Genomic DNA, 17,303 nt, shown 5'->3' on the forward strand with positions numbered 1-17,303 from the left:
GTCGAACGGTGCAGAAGCGCGGAATGCGGGTGCTCATCCTCACGACGCTCGCCGTGCTCTGCCTGACCGCGGCCGTCGCGGCGGTCGCCCAGCGACTCGCCGTGCCCGCGTCCGCTCCCGCCTCGTCGGTCGCCGCCCCCACCGGGGAGCCGCCGGTCTCGGTGTCGGCCGGTCCGTCATCCCTACCGACCTCCGGGTCGGCCTCCGCCTCGGTGGCCGGGCCGCCGTCGGTGTCCGCCATGGATCGGCTCGCCGGGCCCGGCTCTCCGGCCGATCTCGACGTGATGAGCTTCAACCTGCGCTACGCAAGCCTGGACCGGCCGAACTCGTGGGCCGAGCGACGCCCGGTGACCCGCGCCCTCCTCACCGCCGAGCGCCCGGACCTGATCGGCACCCAGGAAGGCCTGGCCATCCAGCTGCGCGACATCGAGAGCGACCTGGGCGCCGACTACGACCGGATCGGCGTCGGCCGTGATCCGGGCGGCCTGAGCGAACACATGGAGATCTTCTACAACCGGACCCGGCTGCACCTGCTCCGGTACAGCCATTTCTGGCTCTCCGAGACCCCCGACGTACCCGGCTCGACCAGCTGGAACTCCCATCGCGTCCGGATGGTCACCTGGGCGCTGTTCGAGGACCGGCAGACCGGCGGCCGCTTCTACGCGGTCAACACCCATCTGGACAACGTGAGCGAACCCGCCCGCCGCCACTCCGCCGAACTGATCATGAACCGGCTGGCCGCCTTCGCCCCGGTCCCGATCGTCCTGACCGGCGACTTCAACAGCCCGGCCGGCCCGGACAGCGAGGTCTACCGGCTGCTGACGGTGTCGGCGGCGCTGCACGACACCTGGGACACCCCACGACGGGGCCCAGCCTGGGGAACCATCCACAACTACGATCCGCTGATCCCGGACGGCGAACGCGACGACTGGATCCTGACCACCCCGGACGTCAGTGCGCAGGCCGCCCTGATGAACCCCTACCAGGTCGCCGGCCAGTTCCCGAGTGACCACCTGCCGATCCAGGCCCGCCTCCGCCTGCCCACCTGACCTTCGGTCGCCGGTGCGCGGTCAGGCCGCGGTACGGTGACCGCCGCCGAGGCGTTCGTCGAGCCAGTCGAACAGGTCGGGCAGGATCGCCCGCCACGTGGTGAAGTTGTGGCCGCCCGGCCGGTCGGCGATCACCAGCGCGGTGTCCGGGGCGCGCACCATCGGCGCGAAGGCCGTCAGGTCGCGCTGGGCGCTGCGGTCGTCGGCCCCGGCGGTGAGGAACAGGTCGAGTGGCTGCGGCCGGGACTGTCCGATCATCAGCCGCGGGTCGTTGGCCCGGCGCAGGTCGAGATCACCCTGGTAGAGGTCACCCGTCGACCTGTCGATCAGCGGACGGAAGTATCCGGCCAGCGAGGCCGCGGCACCGAACCGGTCGGGATGACGCAGCGCCAGGTTGACCGCGCAGAACCCACCCGTCGAGTAGCCCGCCACGGCCCAGTTCTGCCGCCCCTGAGCGGCACGGAAATGCTTGTGGATGATCTCCGGGAGATCACTGGTGAGGTAGGTGTCGGACTTGACGCCGAGCGCCGAGTCGACACATTCGCTGTCCCGACCACGGACCGGATCCTGTTCGGCCATCACCGCGATCACCGGTGGCAGCCGACCGGATCCGATCGCCTCGTCCAGGGCGGCGCCCACACCCACACTGTCGAGCCAGCTGAACACAGTGCCCGGATAACCGGCCAGGAACATCACCACCGGCAGGTCCCCGGCCGACGCGCGGTACCCGGCGGGCAGGTAGATCTGCGCGGGCAGCGCATAACCGGTGGACCTGCCGGCCAGGGTCGCCGGGATCACCGTGCCCCGGCCGGGAGCGGCCGGGTGGGCGGCGATCCAGCCGGCGAGTTCGTCCTGTCCACCGTCCACCGACAGTCGTGGCGAATCAGCCGGGAGCGTCTGGGCGTACGTGTCCCCGCCCTGCCCCAGCAACTCACCGACCGTGACGTAGAAGTTGGCCTGTTTGTTGACCACGGCGGCCAGGCTGACCAGGAGCAGCAGCTGCACGACGAGCAACCCGGCGGCCCGGTGCACGACCCGGAACCGGCCCCGGTCCCAGAACGCGGCGGTGGCCACGGCGGCGGCGACGGTCAGGCCGACCAGCAGGGCGATCACCCAGCCGCTGGTCAGGACGACGCCGCTCATCGGGGCATCCCGACGGTGGTCTGCTTGCGGTCCAGTTCGGCCGGCAGGCGGCGGGGCGCCGGCGGGATCGTGCGGCGCAGGCTGGGGGCGGTGACGAAACCCTCGGCCACGGCGGCGGCCATCACCACCTTCGGGAACGAGCGGCCCTTCGGATAGCAGATGAACCGGGGCTGCCAGGTCGGCTGGTACTTCTGGTTCGCGCGGTACAGCGATTCCAGTTGCCACCACCGGGACAGCATCTTGAGTACGCCGTACCACCAGCGCAGAAACGGCCCGGCGCCGAGCCGCTCACCGCGAGCGAAGACGGATCGGAACATCGCGAAGTTGAGCGAGAGGCGCTGCACCCCCATCGTCGCCGACATCGCCAGCAGCTCCACGATCATGAACTCGATCAGGCCGTTCGGGCCGTCCGGGTCGCGGCGCATCAGGTCGAGGGAGAGGCCGCCCGCACCCCACGGCACGAATCCGAGCACGGCCACCGGCCGGTCCTGCGCGTCCCGGGCCTCGACCACCACGTACTCCAGGTCGTCCGGGTGGGCGAAACGGCCGAGAGCCATCGAGAAACCCCGTTCGGTACGGCCGTCGCGCCACCGCTCCGCGTATCCGGCGAGTTCTTCCATGGTGCTCGGGGCCACGTCACCGACCCGGTGCACGCGGACCCGGTAGCCGGCCCGCCGGACCCGCTGCACGGCCTGTCGCACGGTCCGCATCGGCCGGCCTTCCAGGGTGAACTCACCGGCGTTCAGGATCGCCTCGTCACCGATCTCCAGCACCCGCAGCCCGGCCCGGGCGTAGGCGCGAGCCCCGGCCGGTCCGGCGCCGAGGACAGCCGGGGTCCAGCCGTGCGCGATCGCCTCCTCCTGCCACGCCTCGATGGCGCCGGGCCACTCCGACGCGGCGCCGATCGGGTCGCCGGCGGCCAGGCTCACCCCGTTGACCAGGCGGTAGCAGACGGCCGCCTTTCCGCTGGGCGAGAAGACCGCCGCCTTGTCCGGGCGCAGTGCGAAGTAGCCGAGGGAGTCCTGGTCGCCGTGGGTCGCCAGCAGTTCCCGGACCCGGGTGGCCGCGTCGCCGTCGTCGCCGGTGACCGGGCGGCTGGGGCGCAGGCTCAGCCATGCGGCGAGCACGACGGCGGTCGCGCCGGCCAGGCCGACGGTGAACGGGATCCAGGCGGGCGGCGCCGCCTCGAAGTGCGGCTGCCTGATCCCGACCAGCCAGCGCACCAGGAACCAGACGCCGCACCACGCCCGGCGCAGTCCACCGGTGGAGGTGCCCGGGCTGAACAGGGTCAGCATCAGCCAGCCGGCCAGCGGGCCGACCGCGACCAGTGACACCAACAGCACGGTGGTCGACCGGCGGGGCCGCCGTCGGCCGGTGGTGAACTCCGATCCGGCGGCCACCGCGACCGCCAGGAGCAGTGCGCTGATCCCGATGCGCAGCGTGGCGCCGTGCCGCATCGGGTGTGCGGTGTCGGTGACGATGCCGGCCGCCGCCAGCACGATCTGCAGGGTCAGCAGCGACACCAGCCACACCCAGGCGGTGTGTTCGCGGCGGCTCAGGCCACGGGCCACGATCAGGTAGAGGATGCCGCTCGCGGCCGACGTCATCGCGGGCAGGCCGGTCCACAGTGAAGCGTCACCGGCCAACTGCTTGCCGACCGTGCCCACGGCGGCCAGGATGCCCAGGACCCCGACGACCGCGTAGAGCATGCCGAACGCCATGGGCACCCGGCTTCGCCAGTCCCATCGCCGTCGCTCTTCCGTCACGGCACGTTTGCGCGCCACGTCGCCTCCCCCGATTCGACAGATGGCGCCCGGGATCGCCGGGCCGTTGAGAGCCTGCCATCACGGCGCAACGCCGGGATCGGCCCGTGAGCCGAACGGTCCTCTATCTTTCGGTAGAGGGCGGTACCGTCCGGTGATGCGGGTCTTCCTCACCGGCGCGAACGGTTTCATCGCCCGTGCCACCGCCACGCGGCTGCGGGAGCAGGGCCATCAGGTGTACGGGATGGACCTGCGCGCGGATCCGGAAGCCGGGGTGGTCGCCGGCGACATCACCCGGGGCGGCCCCTGGCAGGACGTGATGGCCGGCGCCGATGTGGTGATCCACACCGCGGCCGTGGTGTCGAACGCGGTCGGGCTGGACGGGCAGTGGCTGGTCAACGTGGCGGGCACCCGGCGGGTCCTGGACGCGGCGGTGCGGGCCGGGGCCGGGCGGTTCGTGCAGTTGTCGTCGATCCGGGCGTTCTCCGATCGGGGTTTCCCGGACGGCGTGACCGAGGACCATCCGGTACGGCCGGACGGCAACCCGTACGTCGACACGAAGATCGCCGGTGAGCAGGTGGTGCTGCAGGCGCACGCCGAGGGCCGGATCGCGGTGACCGTGGTGCGGCCGGGTGACGTCTACGGGCCCGGGTCCCGGCCGTGGACGGTCCTGCCGCTGCAGCTGATCAAGAGGTATCAGTTCCTGCTCCCGGCCATGGGCACCGGGATCTTCAGCCCGGTCTACGTCGACGACCTGGTCGAGGGTCTGATCCGGGCCGCCACGTCACGGGCCGGGGCGGGGCGGGTCTTCACGCTCACCGGCGGGGTGGGTGTGCCGTGCCGGGAGTTCTTCGGGCACTACTACCGGATGCTGGGGCGGCGCGGGCCGATCGTGGCGCCCACCGCGGTGGCGGTCGGGGTGGCCCGTGCGGCGGGTCGGCTGATTCGCCTAACCGGGGCGGAGACCGAGGTCAACGCCGTTTCGATGCGCTACTTCGCGCGTACCGGAACGTATTCGATCGAGAAGGCGCAGCGTCTTCTCGGTTACCGGCCCAGTGTGGACCTGGCCGAGGGGATGGCCCGGACCGAGGCCTGGCTACGCGCTTCGCGCCTGCTCCCCTGACGACATCCGACCTCCTCTCGTGCTAGCGTCTCGCCACGAAACGACAATCGTTTTCATTTTCATGTCAGGAGGCATCCCGTGCGGATCGCGTCCACCGTGGCCGGTCTGACCCTGGCCACGGCCACCCTGTTCGGCCCCTCCCCGGCGTATGCCGCGGACCGGGTGACACTCGCCAAGGGGCACACCGACGCCGTCGACGTGCACCACATCGACGGCCGCCTGCAGCTACGGGTCAACGACGACACCGTCAGCCCCGCGGTCGTCCGTGACCCGGCCGACGTCACCTTCCAGGTGCTGCCGGCCGCCGAGACCACCGTCCCCGACCTGCCGAGCTTCGCGTTCCTCGGCGCACCCGGCACCCCGATCTGGATGCTCCCGCAGGTCCAGGACCCGGAGCTGCTGTGGCCGGGCTGGAACACCACGAAACTGAGCCGTGGTGTGTTCGCCGGCGACAAGGTCACCATCAGCCTCGTCGGCGTCGACGGGCCCGGCGACGTCACCCTCTTCGACACCAGCTCACTCGGCGTCGCGAACGTCAAGTTCCGCAGCAACGACGGCCTACCGGACCGGCTCGACGTACCGGTGCACACGCACGCCCACGCCGGGTGGGTGTTCTCCGCACCCGGCGCGTACACCCTGAAGTTCCAGGCCGACGCCACCCTCACCGACGGGACCGCGCTCAGCACCGGGGCCGTCGACTACCGGTTCGTCGTCGGCGACGACCAGGCCACGGTGGGTCTGTCGGTGGTCGGCATGAACGACGAATACCAGGTCGGCGACACCGTCACCGTGCAGGCCGTGCAGTCCCCGCAGGGCGCCCTGACCAGGTATCAGTGGTTCAGCAAGCGACCCGACGACGCCGACTACCGGCCGATCGAGGGCGAGACCGGGGCGGCCTACACGTTCACCGCCACCCGCGCCCTGAACGGCACCGAATACCTGGTCAAGCTCTACGACGGCGACACCGTGGCGGCCACCGCCGAACCGGTGTGGCTGTGGGTGGCGTTCCCGCCGGAGGGCAGCAGCGCCACCAAATCGGTCACCGCCACCATCAGCGCGACCGAGGGCGCCCTGGTGATCAGCGTCGACCCCGCCGACCGGACGGTGAACCTGCCGGCCGCGGTCCTGGGCGCCTCCGGCGACAGGTGGGAGAGCACCGGCGCCCTCCGGCCGGTCACCGTCACCGACACCCGCTCCGCCAAACCCGGCTGGACCGCGTCCGGCCAGGTCGCCGACGGTTTCCGCACCGACGGCGGGGACACCTTCGCGGGCGGCTACCTCGGCTGGACACCCACGGTCGTCCAGCAGAGCGTCCGGCAGGGCGCGCTGGCCGGGCCGGTCGCGCACCCGTACGGCACCGTTCAGCCGCACACCGGGCTCGGCGGCAGCGCCGTCCTCGCCTCGGCACCGGCCGGCGCGGGCCTCGGCACGGCCCGCCTCGACGCCGCGCTGCTGCTCAGCGTCCCCACCGACACGGCGGCCGGCACCTACACCGGAACCCTCACCCTGACCGCCATCTGAGATTCCGCCGGGCGGTCCGGCCCCTCGGTCGCCCGGCGGTCCCGCTTCCCGGCCCGTCCCGCTTCAGACGGAGACCCCTCATGTGTACGCCCGGACGCGCGGCCCTTCTCACCGCCTTCCTCCTCGCCGTTCCCGCCCCCGCGGCCGACCTTCCCGACGCCGTTCCGGCCCCCGCGGCCGACCTTCCCGACGCCGTTCCGGCCCCCGCGGCCTTCCTCTCCGCTGCCGAGTCCACGCCCGGGACCTCTGCCACCGATGCCCTGACCTGGTCGGTTGCGCCGTCCGGACCGAAGGGACCCAACGGCCGGACCGCGCTCGACTACAAGTTGGACCCGGGCGCGACCCTGACCGATCACGTGGCCGTCACCAACCACTCCCGGCAGCCACTGACCCTGCGCCTCTACGCGACCGACGCCGTCACCACCCCGGGCGGCGGGTTCGGCCTGCTCGCCGCCACCGCGCAACCCACCGGAGCGGGCGCCTGGATCACCCCGGCCCGCACCACGGTGACCCTGCCGGCGTCGTCGCGGACGGTCGTCCCGTTCACCCTGACCGTGCCCGGCAACGCCACCCCGGGTGACCACGCGGCCGGAATCGTCGCGTCGCTCACCGAGGACACCACCGGACGCCGGGTCACCGTCGACCATCGAGTCGGCACCCGGGTGCACCTGCGGGTCACCGGCCCACTCCGCCCCGAACTGACCGTCACCGACATGCACGTCACCGCGGTCACCTCGTGGAACCCGTTCCGGCTCCCCCGTCTGACCGCGACCCTCACCGTCGCCAACACCGGGAACGTGCGCCTGTCGGCCCAGCCCTCGGCCCGGATCAGTGGTCCCTTCGGCCTCGGCACCCGCGACGCCACCGGCGCCACCGTGCCGCAGATCCTCCCGGGCGGTTCGGTACGGACCACCGTCCGACTCACCGACGTGCCACCTCTGATGCGGGCGAAACTGACCGTCACGGTCATCCCGGCCGCCGCCGACGGTCGCCCGATCGACCCGGCCCCGCTCCCGGCCACCGTCGACGAGTCCCGGTGGCTGATCCCCTGGCCGCAACTGGCCCTGCTCGCCCTGGTCGCCGCCCTGGTGACCGCCGGGCTGCTCATCCGCCGCCGCGCCCGCCGCCGCTTCCAGAAAGCGATCACCGCCGCCGAGGCCCGGGGCCGCCGCCAGTCCCCTCCCTCGTGACCCCCACCTTCGGCCGGCTCTCAGGGCGGTCCCGCGCACACATCGGCAGCCCTGAGGGCCGGCCTTCAGGGTCGCCTCGCGGGCTCTGCGGCAGCCCTGGGAACCAACCACATCTTTGAGAGGAACGTGATGACTCGTCGGACCTTGAACGCCGTGGGAGGGATCGCAGCGCTGTCGCTCGCGGTACTGCCCGGAGTGCCCGCGAGTGCCGAGCCCGGGCCGCCCGAAGTCGCCGGGGCGGATCTCGTCTCGTTCACCGATAGCGGTGGTGAGCTGCGGATTCGGTTCCGGGAAGGGGGTCGTGGAGGCGGGACCGGGCCGGAGGCGCTGCGGTTCACGGCGATGTCCGAGCCGGCCGGGGTGGTTCCGGAGGATGCCGCGTTCCGATTCCTCGGGGAGCCCGGGGCGCCGGTGTGGTCGCTGGGCGGTGCCGATTCCGGGCTCCCGGCGATCGACACCACGGAGGTCTCCGGCGACGTCACTCTCGCGCTCGCCGGGGTGGACGGGCCCGGGGCGTTCGCCGCCTACCGGCTCTCCGCCTGGGGGCGGCCGGAACTCCTGCTCGACAGCGACGGGCAGCGCAGTGTGGTGCTTCCGCACGGGCGGCGGCTCGGCGGACTGGTCTGGATGTTCGGGGCGCCCGGTGACTATCGCGTCACGCTGGGGGCCACCGCGGGGACCGCACGGGACGAGGTGACATACCGGGTCACGGTGCCGGGCCGAGAGGTCACCGCGCCGCCCACCCCCGCTCCGGCACCGCCGGGCGAACCGGCACCCATCCCGACCGGCACGGCGACCCGGCCGGCCGGCGAACGGGCGACGACCGACCCTGGCGCAGCGGCCGGCGCGGGGACAGCGGCCGACGCACGGGCGGCAGCCGACGCACGGGCGGCAGCCGGCGCACGGGCGGCAGCCGGCGCACGGACGGCGGCCGGCGCGGGGATCGCGGCCGGGGGTGGGACGGCGACGGCCACGACGGAGACGGGCAGCGGGCGCAAGGTCATCTCGGACGGGCATGTCGACATGGGGCCCCAGCTCATCGGGGGCGACCTGGTGATCCGGCTGAAAGACGACTCGGTCACCCCGGCGGTGTGGCGGGAGCTGTCCGATGTGCTGCTCAAGGTGACCGACCAGGCGCTGATCGACGTGCCGGACGGGAACGGGTACGCGTTCCTCGGTACGGCCGGCGACCGGGTCTTCCTGCTTCCGCAGTCGCAGCAGGCCGGGATCGTCTGGCCGGGCTGGAACACCCAGCACGAGTCGGTGGTCGGCGGCACCCGCGGCAACGTCACCTGGCAGTTGACCGGAGTGGCCGGGCCGGGGGCGTTCAAGCTGTTCCGGACCGGTTCGTTCGGCACGCCCGAGGTGGTCTTCGACTCGGCGAACGGGATGCCGCAGCAACTAGCCGTCGCGCCGAACACGCACGCGCACGGGAACTGGGCGTTCACCAAGGCGGGCGTGTACCGGCTGACCGTGCGGATGAGCGCCACCACCACCGGCGGCGAGAGCGTCTCGGACACCCGGACGCTGACCTTCGCGGTCGGCGACGGCACCGAGACCCCGGCCGGCAGCGACAGCAGCAGCAGCGACAGCGGTGGCGGTGGCGGCGACCAGACCGGCGGTGGCGACGACCTGGCCAAGACCGGTGTGGACGTCATCACGATCGCCGCGGGTGGCATCGCGCTGCTGGCCGTGGGCGCGGCCGCGATGGTCGCCACCCGCCGACGCCGGAGCGACCTGACCCACCCTTCCTAATGAAAATGAAAACCATTAGCATTAGGACGTCGCCGGGCACGCGTCCGGCGTACCACGAAAGGGTGGAAACCTTGCGAAGACTGCTCATCGGTGGCGGCGTTCTCGTCGCCGCCCTTCTGGGCGGCGGTGTGCCCGCCCAGGCCTCGCCGGTCGTCGTGCTGAGCTCCGGTCATGTCGACGTCGTCGATGTGGCCTACGAGGACGGTGCACTGGAGATCGGGCTGCACGACGAGACCGTCGAGCCCGATGTGGAACGGGACGCCGACGACGTCGTCCTGCTCGTCAAGAACGCCGCGAAGACCGCGGTCCCGGCCGACCCGGCCTACGGGTTCCTCGGTACGGCCGGCAAACCGACCTGGATCCTGCCGGAGATCCAGAACGAGGAGCTGCTCTGGCCCGGCATCGCCACCGAGGAGATCGCGGACGGCGTGTTCGCCGGTGACACGGTGACGCTGAACGTGGAGAAGGTGACCGGCTCCGGCCGTCTCGCGATCTTCACCGAGAACGCGCTCGGCACCCCGGACGTACTGGTGAACAGCGCGGACGGGCTGCCCGACGCGGTCGGCCTGGAGACCGGCACGCACCTGCACACCAGCTGGGCGTTCTCGAAGGCCGGGGTCTACCTGGTCAAGGTCCGGGCGACCGGCACCCTGACCGACGGCACCACGGTCACCTCCGACCCGGCGACCTACAAGATCGTGGTGCAGCCGTGAGGGCCGCCGCCGCGCTGATCACCGCCGCGGCCGTGGCCGTCCTCGCGGCCACCCCGGCGCAGGCCGCGACGGTCACGCTGACCAGTGGGCACGTCGACGTCCTGGACGTCGACTACAACGCCGGGGCTCTGGTCCTCACCGTCAACGACGACGTGGCCGAGCGCGACCCGGCCGACGTGGTCCTGCAGGTTCCGGCCGCGGCGAAGGTGGCCGTGCCCAGTGGCAGTGGCTGGTCGTTCCTCGGTGCGCCGGGCGCGACCGCCTGGGTGCTGCCGCAGTCCAGCACGGCCGGGCTGCTGTGGGCGGGGTGGAACACCACCGAGATCCCGAGCGGGGTGCTGCAGGGCAACAGTGTGACGTTCCGGCTGAACAGCGTCACCGGGCCGGGGAACGTCAGCGTCTACACGGTCTCGGCGGGCACGCCGACCAGGCTGTACGACTCCAGCGACGGCCTGCCCGACACCCGCACCGTGGCCCGTAACGTGCACGCGCACGCCAACTGGGGCTTCACCGCGGCCGGCACGTACACGGTCACGTTCGAGGTGACCGGCAAGCTCGCGTCGACCGGCGCGACCGTCACCAGCGGGGCGAAGGCCTTCACCTTCGACGTCCTCCCGTGAAGTCGGGCCCGCTCCACCGGAATTGGAGCGGGCCCGTTTCACCGTACCCCCGGAGCCTGATGAAACGCCTGATCGCCGCAGCGGCCCTGCTCACCGTGACCACCGCATGTTCGCCGCCGCCGGCCCTGTCGGCCGGTGACGGCCGGGTGCAGGTGGTGACCACCACCGGAATCCTCGCCGACCTGGTCCGCAACGTCGGCGGCGACCGGGTGGTGGTCGACGCGATCGTGCCGGACAACGCCGACGCGCACGCCTACGAGCCGACGCTGCGCGACGTGCGCAACATCGTCTACGCCGACGTCGCGTTCAGCAACTACCTGATGCTGGAGGCGCAGAGCGTGATCAAGGCGCTGGACGCGAACCTGCCGGACGGGGTGGAGCAGATCTCGCTCGCCGAGGGCGCCACGAAGTACGCCGCCGAGATCATCCCGCTGGTCGAGGACGTCTCGCTGGACACCATCTGGCTGGGCCTGCGGGTCGCGGGCCGGGGGGAGCGGCACGGGATGACCCGGTCGACCGACGTGCGGCTGTCGGTCACCGGGGTCAGCGGGCCGGGTGAGCTGATCGCCTACCTGACCGGGTCGTTCGGTGAGCCGGCCGTGTTCGTGTCCGGCGGGGCCGGTGCGATGGACCTGCCGCCCGACGCGCACACCCACATGAGCTGGGCGTTCACCGAACCGGGGGTCTACCGGCTGAGCCTGCGGGCGGACAGTGGGGCGATCCGGCTCGGCGAGGGGACCGTGACGTTCGCGGTCGGGGTCGACCCGTACGGCGTGCTTCCCGGAGCGGCGGTGCTGCGGGACGGGCACACCGACATCACGGTCGACGTCGACGGGTCACAGCTGTACCTCTACTCCGACGACGGGCGGCGGGACGCGTTCGACCGTACCGTCATCGAGGTCCCGGCCAAGGGGTTGCGGGAGGTGCCCGCGGGTCCGGGGTTCCGCTTCCTGGGCCGTCCCGGCACGCGGATCCATCAGCTGCCGCAGGCCGTGCTCGGCCGGCACGTGCACGGCGAGATCGATCCGCATCTGTGGCAGGACGTCGGGAACGCGCAGGCCTACACCGAACTGATCCGGGACACGCTGATCGCCGCCGACCCGGCCGGCGCCGCCGCCTACTCCGCCAACACCGACCGCTACCTGCGGGAACTCACCGAACTCGACGATCATGTGCGGGCCGCGATCGACGCCGTCCCGCGGTCGGACCGCTATCTGGTGACCACCCACGACGCGTTCGGTTACCTGGCGAAGGCCTACGACATCCCGGTCGCCGGTTTCGTCACCCCCAACCCGGCCGTCGAGGCGAGCCTGGCCGACCGGCGGCGGCTCACCGAGACGCTGCGCAATCTGCGGATCCGGGCGGTCTTCCTGGAGCCGAACCTGCGGGCCCGTTCGTCCACGCTCGTCGAGGTGGCCGGCCGGCTGGGGGTACGGGTCTGCGACATCTACGGCGACGCGTTCGACGACCGGGTGACCTCCTACGTGTCGATGATGCGCTTCAACGCCGACTCCATCCGTACCTGCCTGACCTGAGGAAACCCCTTTCATGAGAACCCTTCTCGCGCTTCTGCTGGTGGTGTCGCCCGGTCCGTCGCTCGACCCGGACCAGCCGTCGGCATCGGGCCGTGCCGTGCTGGAGACCGGTCACGTCGACATCGGCCCGCGCGTCCGTGCCGGCGAGTGGACGATCCAGATCCACGACGACCATGCGGCGCCGTCGGTGTGGCGGGAGCCGGCGGACACCGTGCTACGTGTCCTCGACACCGCTGAGCTGGTCGTTCCCGATGACGAGAACTACGCGTTCCTCGGTGCGGCGGCGGGTTCGACGGTGCATGTCGTGCCGCAGACCGAACGGCCGGGTGTGGTCTGGATCGGCTGGAACACGCAGGATCCCGGGGTACTGGCCACGGCCGGTAGGGGTATCACCATGACTCTCCGTGGCGTACAGGGTCCGGGCCCGGTCACCGTCTTCCTGCAGTCCGGCAACCTCGGCGCGCCGCAGGTGCTGTGGAGTTCGGCGCGGCCCGTGCCGCAACCCCTCTGGGTGGAGCGCAACACGCACACCCACGCCAACTGGGTGTTCGGCGCGCCGGGCGTCTATCTGCTGGCGGTCGGCGTCACCGCCGAACTCCCGGACGGCTCCACCGCCGCCACCGACACGGTCCTGCGGTTCGCGGTCGGCGACGCCACCGATCCGGCGGCCGCCTTCGGCGCCGCCTACTCCGTTCCGTCACCGTCCGCGTCGGTTTCCCCACCCCTTTCCGGTACGGGCTACGCGTTCCCTCTCGGCGCGATAGGCGTCGTGGCCGCCGTCCTGACCATCGGCGGAGTGCTCCTGCAGCAACGCCGTACCCGCCGCCGAGCCGAGGAGTCCCGGTGATCGCCCTGGAGATGACAGGTGTCGACGCCGACCTGGGTGGCCGCCCCGTCCTGCGCGACGTCACGGTCCGCCTGCGGAAAGGTGAGTTCACCGCCCTGCTCGGCCCGAACGGCGCCGGCAAGACCACCCTGATCCGCGCCGCCCTCGGCCTGGTCCCGCTTCGCGCCGGAACCGTGACCGGCGGCGGCGCCGGTTACGTCCCGCAGCGTCACGAGTTCACCTGGGACTTCCCCGCCTCGGTGGAGGAGGCGGTGCTCAGCGGTCTGGTCCGCCGGATCGGCCTGCTCCGGCGGCCCCGGGTCGAGCACTGGCAGGCGGCGTGGCGGGCCCTCGATCAGGTACACCTGGCCGACCTGCGCAAACGGCCGGTCGGCGAGCTCTCCGGCGGCCAGCGGCAGCGGGTTCTGGTGGCCCGCGCCCTGGTCCTGTCACCGCCGGTGCTGCTGCTCGACGAACCGTTCACCGGCCTCGACATGCCCGCCCAGGAGACCCTGTCGGAGCTGTTCGCCGAACTGTCGGCGGACCGCGCGGTGCTGATGGCCACCCACGATCTGGTGGCCGCCGTACACACCTGCGACCGGCTCGTCCTGCTCAACCGCACGGTGATCGCCTCCGGACCGCCGGCCGACATCCGTGATCCGGAGATCTGGATGCGCACGTTCTCCGTCGGTCCCGGCAGCCACCTGCTCAAAGCTCTCGGAGTGTGACGTGTCCCCGCTTCAGTTCCTCGCCGACCTGCTCAATCCGGACCTGGCGTTCCTGCCGAAGGCGCTGCTGATCGCGGTCCTGGCCGCGGTGATGTGCGGTGTCGTCGGCTGCTACGTGGTGCTGCGCGGGATGGCGTTCATCGGCGACGCCGTCGCGCACGCGGTCTTCCCCGGCCTGGCCATCGCGTTCCTGTTCTCCGGCAGCCTGGTTCTCGGCGGCACCGTCGCCGGAGTGGTGACCGCCCTGCTGGTGAGCCTGTTCGCGCAGAACCGCCGGCTGAAGGAGGACTCGGTGATCGGGATCTTCTTCGTCGCCGCGTTCGCCCTCGGCATCGTGATCATCTCGCGGGCCCCGGGGTACGCCGGCTCGTTGCAGCAGTTCCTCTTCGGGTCGATCACCGGCATCCCCGACCGGGACCTGTACGTGGTCGGCGGCGCCACGGGCGCGGTGCTGCTGGCCACCCTGCTGCTGCACAAGGAGTTCGTGGCGGTGACCCTGGACCGGGAGATGGCCCGGGCTCTCGGGCTCCGTGTCCTCTGGCTCGACGTCACCCTGTACGTGCTGGTCACGGTGGCCGTGGTGATGGCCGTCCAGACGATCGGCAACATCCTGGTGCTGGCGCTGCTGGTCACCCCGGCGGCCACCGCCCGGCTGCTGACCGACCGGCTGCCGACGATGATGTGGCTGGCGCCGGTGATCGGCGCCGGATGCGCGACGATCGGCCTCTACCTGTCCTGGTCGTGGGATCTGCCGACCGGCGGGACGATCGTGCTGACCCTGACCGCGGCGTTCCTGCTGGTCCAGCTACTCGCGCCGCGTCACGGACTGCTGCCCCGGCTGGTCACGGCGGGAGGGGCCTGACCCCTCCCGCCGCGGCGTCACACCGGACCGGCGGTGGCGTAGGCGGCCGAACCGATCAGCTCCATCGACACCTGGAGGCGTTCCAGGCTGATGTTCTTGGCGATGGTGTCCTCCGGGCTGTGGTACGGCGGCTCCAGCAGGGCCGGGCTCGCCTCACCGCGCCAGGAGAAGTTGGCGGCGGCGATCCCCACCTCCTGGAACGACTGGTGGTCACTGGAGCCGCGCAGGGTGACCGGGGAGATCCGGGGTTGGTAGCCGAGCCGGGTCGCGGCGGCGGTCACCTCGTCGGTGGCCCGGTTCGCCAGGCCGGTGAAGGAGAGCAGCCAGTATCTGGTGGCCGGGTCCCAGCTGGTGGCGACCATGTCGTTCTGGTAGACGGCCACGATCCGGTCGCGTTCGGCCTGCGGCAGTTGCGCCACGTAGTAGCGGGAGCCGAGCAGACCCTGTTCCTCGGAACCCCACAGCGCGAACCGGATGTTCGCCTGGGTGGGCAGTTTGCGCAGCACCCGGGCCAGTTCGAGGCAGAGGACCGTACCGGAGCCGTCGTCGTTGGCCCCGGGCGCGCCGATCACCGTGTCGTAGTGGGCGCTCACCATCACGACCGGCCCGTCGGCACTGGCCCGGCGCCGCTCGGCGAGGACGTTGTGCGAGGTCAGGCCACGGTGGGCGGCCGTCGACACGGTCAGTCGCAGGCGTCGGCCGGCGGCCAGCAGGTCACGCAGGCGGTGCTTCTGCGCCTGGGCCACACCGACCACCGGGATCGGCACACCGGTGGTCGCCGACCCGGGCAGGGTGGGGCTGAACGCGGCGGCCCGGCGCGGCTCGACCAGGTCGATCGGCAGCAGGACGACGGCCGAGGCACCCTTGGCGACAGCGGTGGCGACCAGGGCCTCCCGGTCGGCGGCCACGTAGTCGATCAGCACGATCTTCCCGGTCACGTCCTCCGGGTAGTCGGCGGCGGCACCGGCGTGTACGTCCACGACGTCGCCGCGGACCTTGACGTCCAGAGCGGCGTGCGGTGAGGCACCGGCCTGCCAGCACAGGTCCCGGGGCAGGCCGTGGTGGGCGTCGAGCTGGGCCAGGAACTTGTCGGCCACGGTGAACGGCTGGCGCGTCACCTCGTATCCGAGACCGTCCAGGACGCCGGAGAGGTAGTCGGCCGCCCGGTGCTCGGAGCGGGTGCCGCCGATCCGTGGGCCGATGCCCTGCGACAGCACCTGCAGGTGCCACAGGGCCCGCTCGGCCGAGACCCGGGCCGCGACCCGCTCGTCGCCGGCGGTCAGGGTGGGTGGGCCGGCCGCACCCGGCCGCCGGTCGCCGACCGCCCACGCGGGTGCCGGTAGGGCGACGCCGGCCGCGCCGCCCAGGGCGACCGTCAGCATCCGGCGCCTGCTCAGTGAAGATTTCTGGCCTGGTGTGTCCAAGACTCCCCCTCGCTGAAAGGGATCGCCCAGCCCGGTCGGGATGACGATCCTCGCGAGAGAAAGACTATGGTCGATATCCACGTCGGACAATGAATCGGGCGCGGACGGCGGGCAGGCACCCCCTGCCGCCCGCCGTCCGCCGGACGTGCCGACTACTGGAAGCTGACCGCCGTCGGGCGGACCACGTAGACGACACGGTGCTCGACGTCGCCGGGCGGGAGGGCGATGTCGAGCCGGTACCGCTGGGCGAGCTCGGCGAAGAACACACCCTCGGTGTCCGGATCGATCCGCTCGACCGTGCCGCGGACCTCGAGATAGCGGTACGGCTGCTCCGGATCGTTGATCGAGAGGCTGATCCGCGGCTCGCCCACCACGTTGCGGTACTTACGGCGCGTGGTCGTGTTGGTGAACCGCAGGAACTCGCCGTCGAAGGCGAACCACATCGGGTTGACCTGCGGCTCGCCGTCGTCGCGCACGGTGCCGAGGTGACCGAAGAGCGGCCGCTCCAGCAGGTCGGTGTGACTGTCCGGGATGATGCTCATGTGACAGGACTCTGTCATACAACAGGGTTCTTAGACAACCCGGGTCCGTGGCAGAATGCCGTCATGAGCGCGATCGATGACCGGCTGAGCCTCGAAGACCGGCTGGGCCTCGTCATCAAACGGGCCGAGCAGGCCCTGATCGCCCGCAAGACCGCCGCCCTGCGCGAGTTCGGCCTGACCGTCCCGCAGTACGCGGCGCTGCTCCTGCTCTCCACCGGCGACGGCATGTCCGCCGCCCAACTGGCCCGGGAGTCCCTGGTCACCCCGCAGACGATGGCCACCGTGCTGACCAACCTGGAAACCAAGGGCCTGATCGGGCGCGACCAGTCCCCGCTGCACCAGAAGGTCGTCGTCAACCGGCTCACCCCGGCCGGCGCGGCGCTCCTCGCCGACGCCGACGCCGCGGCCGTCCGGATCGAGCGGTCACTCGCCGCCGCCTACACCGACACCGAGCGCGAGCAGCTGACCGCGCTCCTCGAGCGGGCGATCACCACCCTCACCACCTGACC

The 17,303-nt window shown here is 71.8% G+C and carries 16 protein-coding genes; 12 read left to right on the plus strand and 4 right to left on the minus strand.

Annotated features, from left to right (window positions below):
* Positions 1–8 precede the first annotated feature (8 nt).
* Complete coding sequence (locus Q0Z83_RS32855; RefSeq protein WP_317787115.1) at positions 9–1,049, plus strand: endonuclease/exonuclease/phosphatase family protein; 1,041 nt, start codon at positions 9–11, stop codon at positions 1,047–1,049.
* Between the two features lie 21 nt (positions 1,050–1,070).
* Here Q0Z83_RS32855 and Q0Z83_RS32860 read toward each other — a convergent pair whose 3' ends face one another.
* Positions 1,071–2,192: an alpha/beta hydrolase gene (locus Q0Z83_RS32860; protein ID WP_317787116.1), complete on the minus strand. Its 1,122-nt coding sequence runs from the start codon at positions 2,190–2,192 to the stop codon at positions 1,071–1,073.
* Positions 2,189–3,976, minus strand: a complete 1,788-nt coding sequence (locus Q0Z83_RS32865; RefSeq protein WP_317787117.1) for a phosphatidylglycerol lysyltransferase domain-containing protein — start codon at positions 3,974–3,976, stop codon at positions 2,189–2,191. Before Q0Z83_RS32865 ends, Q0Z83_RS32860 begins: the two co-directional genes overlap by 4 nt.
* A gap of 136 nt (positions 3,977–4,112) precedes the next feature.
* On the opposite strand from Q0Z83_RS32865, the gene Q0Z83_RS32870 reads away from it, so the two are divergent.
* The 10 genes from Q0Z83_RS32870 (at position 4,113) to Q0Z83_RS32915 (ending at position 14,828) form a co-directional block, all read left to right on the plus strand.
* Positions 4,113–5,078 carry an NAD-dependent epimerase/dehydratase family protein gene (locus Q0Z83_RS32870; protein ID WP_317787118.1) on the plus strand — a complete coding sequence of 322 codons (966 nt, stop codon included), beginning with the start codon at positions 4,113–4,115 and terminating at the stop codon, positions 5,076–5,078.
* A 78-nt stretch (positions 5,079–5,156) separates the two neighbouring features.
* A complete protein-coding gene (locus Q0Z83_RS32875; protein ID WP_378079149.1) occupies positions 5,157–6,599 on the plus strand; it encodes a choice-of-anchor M domain-containing protein in 1,443 nt (480 codons plus the stop codon).
* Between the two features lie 80 nt (positions 6,600–6,679).
* Entirely contained in the window at positions 6,680–7,789 is a 1,110-nt protein-coding gene (locus tag Q0Z83_RS32880; protein ID WP_317787119.1) for a WxL protein peptidoglycan domain-containing protein, read from the plus strand.
* A 153-nt stretch (positions 7,790–7,942) separates the two neighbouring features.
* Entirely contained in the window at positions 7,943–9,544 is a 1,602-nt protein-coding gene (locus Q0Z83_RS32885) for a TIGR03773 family transporter-associated surface protein (protein ID WP_317787120.1), read from the plus strand.
* 71 nt (positions 9,545–9,615) lie between these two features.
* Complete coding sequence (locus Q0Z83_RS32890) at positions 9,616–10,257, plus strand: choice-of-anchor M domain-containing protein (RefSeq protein WP_317787121.1); 642 nt, start codon at positions 9,616–9,618, stop codon at positions 10,255–10,257.
* Entirely contained in the window at positions 10,254–10,877 is a 624-nt protein-coding gene (locus Q0Z83_RS32895) for a choice-of-anchor M domain-containing protein (RefSeq protein WP_317787122.1), read from the plus strand. The genes Q0Z83_RS32890 and Q0Z83_RS32895 overlap by 4 nt, the downstream gene beginning before the upstream one ends.
* Before the next feature lie 59 nt (positions 10,878–10,936).
* Positions 10,937–12,412 carry an anchored repeat ABC transporter, substrate-binding protein gene (locus tag Q0Z83_RS32900; RefSeq protein ID WP_317787123.1) on the plus strand — a complete coding sequence of 492 codons (1,476 nt, stop codon included), beginning with the start codon at positions 10,937–10,939 and terminating at the stop codon, positions 12,410–12,412.
* A 13-nt stretch (positions 12,413–12,425) separates the two neighbouring features.
* Positions 12,426–13,259: a choice-of-anchor M domain-containing protein gene (locus tag Q0Z83_RS32905; RefSeq protein WP_317787124.1), complete on the plus strand. Its 834-nt coding sequence runs from the start codon at positions 12,426–12,428 to the stop codon at positions 13,257–13,259.
* Positions 13,256–13,966: an anchored repeat-type ABC transporter ATP-binding subunit gene (locus Q0Z83_RS32910; protein WP_317787125.1), complete on the plus strand. Its 711-nt coding sequence runs from the start codon at positions 13,256–13,258 to the stop codon at positions 13,964–13,966. The genes Q0Z83_RS32905 and Q0Z83_RS32910 overlap by 4 nt, the downstream gene beginning before the upstream one ends.
* A 1-nt stretch (position 13,967) precedes the next feature.
* A complete protein-coding gene (locus Q0Z83_RS32915) occupies positions 13,968–14,828 on the plus strand; it encodes an anchored repeat-type ABC transporter permease subunit (RefSeq protein ID WP_317787126.1) in 861 nt (286 codons plus the stop codon).
* 17 nt (positions 14,829–14,845) lie between these two features.
* Here Q0Z83_RS32915 and Q0Z83_RS32920 read toward each other — a convergent pair whose 3' ends face one another.
* Together Q0Z83_RS32920 and Q0Z83_RS32925 are read right to left on the minus strand one after the other, a co-directional pair.
* On the minus strand, positions 14,846–16,210 hold the full coding sequence (locus Q0Z83_RS32920; protein ID WP_317787127.1) for a M28 family metallopeptidase: 1,365 nt from the start codon (positions 16,208–16,210) through the stop codon (positions 14,846–14,848).
* Between the two features lie 194 nt (positions 16,211–16,404).
* Positions 16,405–16,794, minus strand: coding sequence for a PPOX class F420-dependent oxidoreductase (locus Q0Z83_RS32925; RefSeq protein WP_317787128.1), 390 nt, complete (start codon positions 16,792–16,794; stop codon positions 16,405–16,407).
* Between the two features lie 63 nt (positions 16,795–16,857).
* Here Q0Z83_RS32925 and Q0Z83_RS32930 point away from each other — a divergent pair, with 63 nt between their 5' ends.
* Complete coding sequence (locus tag Q0Z83_RS32930; protein WP_317787129.1) at positions 16,858–17,301, plus strand: MarR family winged helix-turn-helix transcriptional regulator; 444 nt, start codon at positions 16,858–16,860, stop codon at positions 17,299–17,301.
* Positions 17,302–17,303: the final 2 nt, after the last annotated feature.

This window comes from Actinoplanes sichuanensis (genome assembly GCF_033097365.1).
GTDB classification, from domain to species: domain Bacteria; phylum Actinomycetota; class Actinomycetes; order Mycobacteriales; family Micromonosporaceae; genus Actinoplanes; species Actinoplanes sichuanensis.